Annotated in this window: 8 protein-coding genes; all 8 read right to left on the reverse strand. The window is 68.3% G+C overall.

The features are described 5' to 3' along the window. Positions 1–46: 46 nt before the first annotated feature. Positions 47–325, reverse strand: coding sequence for a type I-E CRISPR-associated endoribonuclease Cas2e (cas2e, locus tag KBI5_RS22070; protein WP_011434500.1), 279 nt, complete (start codon positions 323–325; stop codon positions 47–49). Then, positions 322–1,317 carry a type I-E CRISPR-associated endonuclease Cas1e gene (cas1e, locus tag KBI5_RS22075; RefSeq protein WP_085016327.1) on the reverse strand — a complete coding sequence of 332 codons (996 nt, stop codon included), beginning with the start codon at positions 1,315–1,317 and terminating at the stop codon, positions 322–324. Before cas1e ends, cas2e begins: the two co-directional genes overlap by 4 nt. 1 nt (position 1,318) lies before the next feature. Next, positions 1,319–2,125, reverse strand: a complete 807-nt coding sequence (cas6e, locus tag KBI5_RS22080; protein WP_085016328.1) for a type I-E CRISPR-associated protein Cas6/Cse3/CasE — start codon at positions 2,123–2,125, stop codon at positions 1,319–1,321. 7 nt (positions 2,126–2,132) lie between these two features. Further along, on the reverse strand, positions 2,133–2,963 hold the full coding sequence (cas5e, locus tag KBI5_RS22085; RefSeq protein ID WP_043590422.1) for a type I-E CRISPR-associated protein Cas5/CasD: 831 nt from the start codon (positions 2,961–2,963) through the stop codon (positions 2,133–2,135). Continuing rightward, positions 2,960–4,114 (reverse strand): type I-E CRISPR-associated protein Cas7/Cse4/CasC, encoded by a 1,155-nt coding sequence (gene cas7e, locus KBI5_RS22090; RefSeq protein ID WP_085016329.1) that lies wholly within the window; start codon positions 4,112–4,114, stop codon positions 2,960–2,962. Before cas7e ends, cas5e begins: the two co-directional genes overlap by 4 nt. Positions 4,115–4,192: 78 nt before the next feature. Further along, positions 4,193–4,813, reverse strand: coding sequence for a type I-E CRISPR-associated protein Cse2/CasB (casB, locus tag KBI5_RS22095; RefSeq protein ID WP_085016330.1), 621 nt, complete (start codon positions 4,811–4,813; stop codon positions 4,193–4,195). A gap of 26 nt (positions 4,814–4,839) precedes the next feature. Then, positions 4,840–6,492, reverse strand: a complete 1,653-nt coding sequence (gene casA / locus KBI5_RS22100) for a type I-E CRISPR-associated protein Cse1/CasA (RefSeq protein ID WP_085016331.1) — start codon at positions 6,490–6,492, stop codon at positions 4,840–4,842. A 362-nt stretch (positions 6,493–6,854) separates the two neighbouring features. Further along, entirely contained in the window at positions 6,855–9,761 is a 2,907-nt protein-coding gene (locus tag KBI5_RS22105) for a CRISPR-associated helicase/endonuclease Cas3 (RefSeq protein WP_085016332.1), read from the reverse strand. Positions 9,762–9,968: the final 207 nt, after the last annotated feature.

The raw sequence follows: 9,968 nt of genomic DNA on the forward strand, positions 1-9,968 counted from the left end.
GGAAGATCCCCGCGCGTGCGGGGACGACACTTGCTGACCTGCGGGTTTATCGGCGAGATCGGGCAAACAGTATCAGTCCGTCGTAGTCGACGGGCTGGGTGCGGTTGCGGCCGGCGGTGCGGGCGGCCCAGCCTTGTTCGTTCGTGGCTGGTTCGATCATGATGGCTTGGCCGTCACCGACGCGTTGAGAGAGCAGGGTCCAGAGCCGGTCGCGGACGCGGGCGCTGGGGTTGCCGACGAAGACGCCCGCCGAGATTTCGATCATCCAGCGGGTGAGGTGGCCGCGGAGGCCGTCGGCGGTGGCGATGAGGACGATGACGGTCACCAGGGTGGGGGTGGCTGGTCGGTGTCGGGTCCGGTGACACCGAGGATGGTGGTGTCGTCGGTCTGGTCGGCGAGGTCGGCGGCCCAGTTGACGCCGCCGGGGACGTGGCCGTCGAGCTCGTCCCACAAGTGGAGTGCGTCCTCGTCGTTATCTCGGGTTCCTTCCTCGATGAGGAGGTCTTTGATGTCGTGGATGATGCGGGCCATGAGGTGCCCGTCAGCGACTTTGTCGCGGAAGGCGGTGCGGATGTCGCGCTCGTCGGTGAGGCCGGCGGCGGCGAGGTCGAAGGCGAGGGGAATGGTGTAGTCGGCTTTGTACAGGTCGGCGATGTCGAGGACGAAGGAGGTGGCGGCTCCGGTGTGGACGAATCCGAGGGCGGGGCTGGCGCCGATGCCGACGATGGCGGCGTGACAGATGCCGTAGAGGCAGCTGTGTCCGGCGGACAGGAGCCGGTTGATGTCGTCGCTGTCGGCAAAGGGGTCGCCGTGGGTGTAGACGCGTTTGTTCCAGGTGACGCCGGTGCGGGTGGCGTGATCGCGGTAGATCTTTTTGATGCGGGCGCCTTCCCGGCCGCGGAGTTGTTGCATGGTGGCGGTGGTGACGTCGTCGTCGTCGGGGAAGCGTTTGGCGTACATGCGGCGGGCGACGTCAAGGCGTTCGCTGGTGCGGGTGACGAGGTAAGCCTGGCGCATGAGCAGGCCGGCGCCGCGGCTGGGTCCGAGTCCTGCGGCATACATGCGTACGCCGCGGTCGCCGACCCAGCACAGGGCGGTGCCGGAGTCGGCGAGCAGGCGCACGGCGGCGCTGGTGATGCGGGTTCCGGGACCGAGCAGGACGGTGGCGACGAACGCGGCGGGGACACGGACGGTGCGTTCCTTGTTGACCAGGACGACGGCGTTGTCGTCGCGGTCAACGTGGCATTTCTCGACGTAGAGCGTGGAGACGCGGTCCTCGACGCGGTGCAGGTCCTGCGGATTGGACAGCCACCACATGTCAGCGGCCGGCCTGTTCGGTGTGCAGGGGCGCGAGGGTGATCAGCCCGCAGCCGTAGGCCTTGGCAGGGCCGACGCCGTGCAGGAGAGTGGCGCGGGCGCGGGCGGGATCGGTGACGCGCAGGGCGCCTTCGAAGGTGGCGGTGTTGAGGACGACGCGGCGGCCAGTCTTCTCGGTGTTCTTGGCTTTCTTGGGGAAGGTGAGGCGTTCGCGGGCGGTGAGCCGTAGCGCGGGGGCCGGCTCGTCGGTGTCGCCGGGGCCGTCGGGCTGGTTGCGGGGGCCATCGAGGTCGGCGGTGGTGAGCAGGGTGAAYCCCCAGCGGTCGATGYGGTCAGTGAGCCAGGTCGTCTGGTGGGCGGCGGTGCGGTGGCCGACGCGGACACCGCGGGGGCGGGGGGCGGCGAGGTGTTCCTTCTGGGCAGGGGAGGGATTGTCGGGGGTGCGGGTGGCGCTGACAGTGTTCGCGCGCAGCCGGAAGCGGAATTCGCGGCCGGTGTGGAGGCGGTCGAGCAGGGGCTGGTAGTCGCGGACGAGGACCTGGGGTTCGTCGGTGTGGATCCAGCCGGCCTGTTCGATGAGGTGTTCCCAGGACGGCGTGGATTCGGTGAGAACGAGGACTTCGGCGCGGTGCGGTCGGTCTGCTCCACGGAGGCCTTCACCGGTTTCCAGTCGCCACAGGACCCGTTCGGTGACGGGTTGGCGGCTGAGCCCGCCGAGGGCGGCGGCGTGCATGCGCTGGGGGTTCTTCAGTAGCGCCTGGGCGCCGGTGCGCAGCGGGTTCAGCCAGATCCGGGACAGGTAGGTCATGGTCCGGTCACCATCCGAGAATCGCGAAAGGATCGTGGTGCGGGGTGGTGCCCTCGACGTTGTCGGCGTCGGTGAGCTCGTAGGGGGGTGGGAGGTGGACCCAGCTCTGGTGGACCCGGCGGCTGGTGAACCCTCGCTGGTGGGGATCGAAGGTGGTCGGCAGGTCGATCCGGACGTCGTCCCCGTCTGGGTCGTCAACGGTGACGGGTAGGTCGATGCGGCGGAGGCGGGGTGGCCTGCGCCGGGCGAGGGCGTCGCGGTGGTCGGGGCTGGCCTGCCACGGCACCTGCCGCAGGACCTCCAGGGCGCTGCCCGACCACAAAGCGGTGTCCGGCTCGCTGTCGGGAACGAGGAGGAGGGGGTGGGTCGGCGGGCAGGCGCGGCGGCCGAGCGCGAGGGGAAAGGCGGGGGTGCGCAGCGCGTCGGCGAGGGTGGTGAGCACCGGTTCGGGTGCGGCGAGGGCGGCGACGAACACGGCGTCCTGCAGGTAGAACCGCTCGGTGACGTGGGTGTGCTTCGCCGGGGACGTCGGTTTCTGGAGGCCTTTCGCGCTGACCGCGGCGGAGGGTAGCGGCCGGCCGCGGTAGTCGCTGACGGTGTGGTAGTCGCGCAGCAGGGTGCCGGGCTGGTCGGTGCGGATCCCGAGGGTGAGGCTGAGGAGGTCCTCGATCGGGTCGGTGCGCCGGCGGCCCTGGGCGGCGGCGAGCAGCCCGATGATCCCGCTCTTCGTCGGTTCGGTGAGGGTGTCGCGGCGGTTGAACATGCTGCGGGAACCCCAGGACTGCAGGGGGCCGGCGAGGCGCAGCACCAGGCAGTGGCGGGGCGGGTCCTGGCTCATCGGACGCTGCTCATGAGCCGGTCGCGGGCGRYAGCCACCACTGTGTCGAGAACCTCGTCGAACGGCTTCGGCTCGCCGAGCGCCTTGACGATCATCGCCGTGGTGTCGGTGTTGGTGTTGGTGTCGTCGGGGGCGCGGTAGGTGGAGGCGAGGATGTCGGGCTGGAGGCCCCACAGCGTCGACGCGCTGTTGAGTTCGATGGCGAACTGCTCGAGGGATCCGGTGAGGACGCCCCGGCCACGGGGCAGTACCGGCTTCTCGAACGCGGAGACAAGGTTGACCGGCTGGTCGGGGCGGATCGCGATGGTGAGCAGGTTCGGCACGGTGCGGTGGGCGAAGGAGTTCTGATGGCCGGTCGGCATGGAGGTGGTGAACGCGGTGAGGAACACCCGTAGCGCCTCGACGGTCGCCTCGATGTCACCGCCGAGGTTCTCGGCGAGCTGGTGCAGGCCGACGGTGGCGAACCGGTACAGCGTCGCGGACTGGAACTCGACCGTGCCGATCATCCCGGCGCCGGTCTCGTCCTTGGCGTTCTGGTCGTCAACGGCGGTGTAGTAGTCGAACTCGACGTCGACGGCATGGGTGGACAGGGCATGCGCGACCTGGGTGGCCGCGTCGACGTTCAACGACGCCAGGTCGGCGACCATCCGCCCGAACAGCGCGACGTCGATCGGATGCCCGCTGCCGAGAGTAGCCAGGACAGGCACATCCTTGACCGCGGCGAGCAGATCGCCGTCGCTGAGATCGGCGAGGCGCGGCACATCCTCGACAATGAGGTCGATGAGCCGTTCGAGCTGGGGACGGCCAAAGAACAGCAGATAGGCGGTCTCCGCCGCCTTCTTCCCCGCACTGATCTTCAGAGCGGTCAGAAGGCTGGTGGCGATCCGGGTGCTGGTTTCCGCGTCGAGCGCGCAGCGGGTTGCGAGCCGTTCCGCGAGCAGCGCGGAGATCCGCTTGGTGCGTGTTCCGAGCTGGGCCTGATCGATGTGGTCGGCGAAGGCGGTTCGCGTCGCCCGCTTCCAGGCCTGGGACGACACCCGGGCCCGCTTCACCCCGCCATAGACGGCTTGTTTCGGGGTACCGGCGTCGTCTCGGTTGAGGTTGGACGGAGGGACGGTCTGCAGGATGTGGACGTCGATGTAGCAGCGCATTGGTAGATGCCTCTTTCTGCTGGGTCAGGACGGGAAAGCCCCGGTGCGCGGAGGCAACGCCGGAGGTTAGACGGAAGATCAGGAAGTGCCGGGCGCGGYGGCCGGGGTAGCGGCTTTGTCTTTCGGGGGCCGGTAGAAGTACTGGGCTCCCCACCGGCGGCGTACGTCGCCGATCCGCTCGGGGGTCTGCCAGGCGATGAGGTCCCGCCAGAGTTGGGTGTAGTCGAGGCCGACGGGGACCTGGCGGAACTGGCGGACCAGACCACGCAGGTGGTAGGCGGCCTCGTCCAGGGTGGTGGCGGTGGCCACGGCGTTGAACCGCCGGTCGACCGCCTCAGGACTGAACTTGTCGCTGCTACGCAGGCGTAGAGCAGCCTCGCCGAGCCCGATGCCAGGCTGATACGCCGCAGTGGGCAGGGACTGCTGGTGCACCGCGAACAAGGTGAGCGCGACGTGCTCCGCGGTCAGGGACCAGGTTCTGCGGCCATCGACGGTGAGCGTGGAGTAGTAGCGCCACATCTCCGGGACGCTGCCAGGCTCGCGGCCAACACCGCGGCGCAACGCGGCCAAATCCGCCCCGTCGGGCCGGTCGCCCTTATGGTCCCGTTCCCAGAAGTGCCGTGGCGATGTCGTCTCGCGTGGCGATGTCGTCTCGGATGATGTGGACGATGCGGACGGCGCCGCGGTTACCTCGGTCATCAGACCTTCCTGACGGGTCGTGGGAATCAGGCGGCGGCCAGAGCAAGCCGGTTGTCCTCGTCCTTGCCGAGCACGTCGTTGAGCGTGCGCCGGAATGACATCTCGGCGCCGGCGAGGCGGGCGCCGAACGGCTCACCGGGATCGCGGCCCAGGAACGTCTCAGGACCGGCAGCGGACAACACCGGGTCGACGACCTCCCACGCCAACCGCCGAGCGAGGATCCGCCACGCAAGTTCGGCCCGCTTGGCGTCCTCCGGATGCTGCTGCAACCCGGCTAGCAGCCGGTGCACCGTCGGATTGAAGCTGTGGATCAGTATTTCTCCGAGCCGCTGGCCCTTGTCCCACGGCAGCTTGTCCGTCGCACCGGCAGCCTCACGAAGATCGTCGCCGAGACGGTTGGCGGCGATCCGCAGGCTCTCGGCCTGGGCCGCCACCGCCAGCACGGTCTCACGGACCGCGGAGTCCCGTGCCAGCGCGGTGACCGGGAGGGGAATCTCATCGGCCATTACCTCGTCGATCACCGCCGACTGCGTGCCGTACTTCACCCCGACGRTCAGTACCTGCAGTGGCAGATCATCGGGGACATAGCCGTCGTCACGCAGCCGGGCGAGCTGCGACAGCGCCGTCGGCGCGAACACTTTGTCACTCGACAAGGGCGTTGTGGTCAGCAGAGCCTCCAGCCCGCGCCAGGCCGACCGGCCCGGCTGATGCCGCACCGGACGGACCGGCGGCTCGTCGGCTTTGGGCTTGTCAACCTGCCGCCACGCCGTGTGCGGTTCGAGTGCGTGCACCGATCCGGTGAGCCGGTCACCGGCGGTGAGCACCACCCGTCGGACCGAGACATCCTCGACAGCCGTCGGGTCTGCCTCGGGCACGAGCCGGATCCGCCGCGACTGCCAGGTCAGCAGATCCAGTAGCCCTTCCGGGGCGCGAGTCTCCCAGCGGGAGGTGGCRCTGCTTTCGGATCTCCATTGCGGCCGGTCCTTCTGCCGCAGACCGTGCCGCAGGACGGGGATGCTGAGCATCAGCGTATGGAAGAGCGTCTCACCCAGCGGCAGGACGATCCCGAACTGCCCGAGCGGCCCGGTCGGGTTCCCCGTCGTCTTCCCCGTCTTGACCTTCGGGTCATCCGCCGCTCCGGTCTTGATCGCGGCGGTGTCCCAGCAATGGGCTGCGAGCAACGCCCGTGCCGCCGCAGCGGGCGTCAGGCTCGGCGGGTCGTTCTCGGTCCGGGAACTGAACAGCGGAACGTTGTTCCCCGAGGCCAGCCGCGGAACCAGCAGCGACACCGGCTTCGTCTCGTCCTTCGCGGTCCGCAACCCGGCGACCTGCGCAAACGGAGCCGTCGGATGAAACAGATGAAATCGTGCCGCCTGTCGGATCAGATACGACTCGATGCCCTCCTCGTCCTCAGCCCGATCTTTCCTGATAATCCGGTCGAAACAGCCAGCCTCCCACCGCTGTGACCACTCCTCGTCGGTACGGGGGGCGCCGAACACGTCCAAGACGACGGGCAGCAGGACCTGACGCAGCACCGCCACGGCTTCGAGCGGATCATCAAGGGCCAGCCCGTCGATCGTGTGAGCGTTGACGAGCGCCTTCCTGATCCCCACCTCCAGGCGCCGCCCCCGCTTGATCACTGGGATCCATTGCCCATCGATCAGGTTGAAACCGTTCACTCATTCCCCCGTTCGTAGGCCCCGGCCTGCRCCGACCGTCGGTGGCTCAGCCGAGATGTACCAAGGGCCACCGACAGTTTTGGTCGACCGCGACGGCGCGGCACGTCGGCTGCTACCGATCGTGCGGCTCCTGCTAGGAGATGGACATCTGGCGTCGCCACATCAAGGATCTCCTAACCCATGGCGACCAGATAACTGGCCGAACGGTGCCCATGCTCCCGCTTCGCACCGAAGGTAGCGCATACAGTGACGTATGGGGTGAAAAGGTATACCTGTACGGATTCTCCTTGTCTCGGAGCATGGGGGTCAGCCGTCCCATCTTGAGCGCCGAGAAGATCAACACCTTACCCCGGTCCGGCAGTTCACCCTTTACCAGCAGCCGGTCGAGTATCAGTAGCCGCTCGAGTATCAGCAGCCGGTCGAGGCGCGAGTCTCAGCCCGAGCTTGTTGTCATAGGTCAGGTGTCGCCCCCCGAGGATCGCCGACATGCGATCGTCGAGGATCAGGGCGCGGGTGTGGCGGAGCCAGGAGTCACCGTCCCAGCCGGCCAGGGGAGTCAGTTCGGCATGCGCCGCGGCGGTGATCTCCTTGTTCGCGGGCAGGCGGATGGTGGCTCCGACGACCTCTTCGAGGACCGCGTCGTCAGACACGGCAACTTCGCCGATGTGCCCGAGCGATCGGCCCGCGAGCGTGAGATACCCGGCCGGTCCGCGGCGGACGAGGACGACCTCCACGGACTCGTCGCTGTCACGGACGACCGCGGTGAGGCGTTCCTCGGTTTCCAGCGGCGCGGTCGCCTTGTCGTGCAGACCCTCGAGCGTGGTCAGGCCCAGACCGTCCTCGCCGGAAAGCAGAAATCCGGTGGCGTTCACCTGGCGACGCCGCTCCTTGGCCTCCCATTCCTGCCTGGCCTCGGCCGCGGCATCAGCCCAGTGCGCCGGGCCGAGAGGCTCATCACCGTAGCCGAGAGCGACGAGGCCGGGCACGTCGGCGGGAATCGACCATCCACCACCCGTGGCGGCTTCGGCGACGAGAGCGGCGGAGCGCAGCAGTAGATGATCCCCGTACACGGCCCGGCTGCCGGCGGGCCAGAGTGGCACAGCCCCGTCGGRCAGCCGCAGACCGCTGACGATCACTTTCGGGTCGCGAAGCCGGGCCGGTCGCTGCCCGGTCGGCCGGTCATGCCGATGCAGCCGGCCGACCCGTTGCAGCAGTAGGTCGATGGGGGCGAGATCGGTGACGAGGATGTCCACATCGACGTCGAACGACTGTTCGGCCACCTGGGTGGCCACGACGACGAGCCGCGCGGGCCGGTCCTGGGCGTTCTCCCGTCCGGGGGGGCCGAGCTTGTCCACGACGTCTTCCGTACGGCTCGCGCGTTCGGCTGCGGTGAACCGGGAGTGCAGCAGCACCACGTCATCACCGAACGTCGTCCGCAGCTCGGCGTAGACGACCTGGGCCCGCTGGACGGTGTTACACACGACGAGAGCGCAGCCGCCCTCGCTCACCTCCGCCGAGACAGCGGCGGCGATGCTCACCGGGGCGAAGTCGGTGGGCTCTGCCAGGATCTCTACCGCAACGGGCACGGACTCACGCCAGGGTGACTGGGACGTCACGGAAAACCGGGGCTTCCCGTCGGCCATATACACCGCGGTGGTGCTCGGGTAGCCGGTGGGCCGCGGCAGATCGGCGAGGTCGACATCGGGGCGCTGCAGGGCGCCCTGCAGATAGGCGCCGGCGAGCTGTGCACGCAGTACCGGCGGCAGCGTCGCGGACAGAACGATGACCGGCACGCCGGTGTCGGCGAGCCAGCGCAACGCCTCGAACAGGAACTGCGCCATGTAGACGTCGTAGGCGTGTACCTCGTCAAGGATGACGACCCGRCCGGCCAGGCCGGCGTGCCGTAGCATCACATGCTTCGTCCGGGTCGCCGCCTGCAGCAGGTGATCCACCGTGCCGACCGTCACCGCAGCGAGCAACCCCCGTTTCGATCCGAAGAACCACTCCGCGGCCGCCGCGGCGCCCGCCAGCGGTGCGTCGCGACGACCCGGGCCGCTCGTACCCGTACCGAAATCGTCGGCCATCCCATACTCGTCGAGATCGTCATGCACGTCGACGAACCGGACCTGCGACCGAAGTGCCGCCCACTCCTTGTTGAAACGAGCCCGGCCGTGCAGTAGGCCGATCGGAACCTCGGGATCCACCGCGGTGAGCCAGCCGCGGACCCGGCTGAACATCGGATCGCTCGTCGCCTGCGTCGGCATTCCGACGAACACCCCATCCGCACCGACCTTGCCGGCCAGTACCTCCGCGGCGGCGAGCGCCGCCTCCGTCTTCCCCTCACCCATCGGCGCTTCCAGGATCAGTAGCCCGGGGCCGGGCATTTCCCGCACGGCCTGGACCGCGGCGCGCTGCGCCGGCCGGGCTGGCTTACCGAATCTGTGGTGCACCAGGTCAGACTGGTTGCCGGGTGCGGGCCGGTCGGAGCGCCACCCGCCACGCAGACCCAACTGTGCCCAGGCTCGCTGTGCACGCTCCCGCGAGCCCTTCATCGAGATCTCCGCCAGATCCGACAGCCCACCGAAATGCTCTTTGTCGCTCGCGACCCAGTCTGCCATGATGATCATCCCGGATAGGGCGAGCTGACCTCCGCGGGATGGTGTTCGCAGCTCCGAAAAGGAAGCCAGGTCAACGTTGAGGTCGCCGGCCACCCGGTCGACGAACGCACGTTGGACGTCGAGCCACGGTCCGGCGCCGTGGACGGCGGGCTTGTGCACAAGACGGCCACGGTCCGGTATCAGGCCGTGATGGCCCGCGACCAGCGGCCACACCCAGTCACACCCCGGCCGACTCCAACCGACCTGCGGGAGATACTTGCGGACGATGACAGCCCCCGCCCGCGCGTGATGCCACTGCCGGCCCTGCTGAGGAGTCACCCCTCGCCAGCCAAGCCCGGCAGCCCGAACGCGCTGCGCCAAACCCTCGTCCTTCATCTGAAAGGCCGGCGTGGCCTTACCGACATCATGCAGGCCGCACAACAGCGCGAACAGAGACCGCCCGCGACCATCGCTGCAATCATCCAGACGATCCCGAATGGTGGATGCGAGGAAACGATCCCAGACAAGTTCGCCCAYCGCCGCCGTATCCAGAAGATGGCCGAGGAGCAGGTGCATCGATCCCCCCGCCTTCTCCGCCGACTTCCCCCATATCATACCGAAGAACTCATCATCCATGAAGACTCCCATCCCAGATATAATGGACAGCCCCATTCAAGCACCTTGCGAAATGAGCCCGTTCATGGGGGCTTGGACGTGACATCGGCCGTCGTAGAAATGCTGTTGACGGCTTGCCTGATTCGTTTTACTGATTATTGAGCTGTGCGTTCTCCCAGCCCTGAAGACAGGAAATCGCTGGAAAGATCCCCGCGCCTGCGGGGACGACGGGGCCTCCAACGGGAGGCGATCCGCGCGCGGCCG

This window comes from Frankia sp. KB5 (assembly GCF_002099325.1).
Classification (GTDB): Bacteria; Actinomycetota; Actinomycetes; order Frankiales; family Frankiaceae; genus Frankia; species Frankia casuarinae.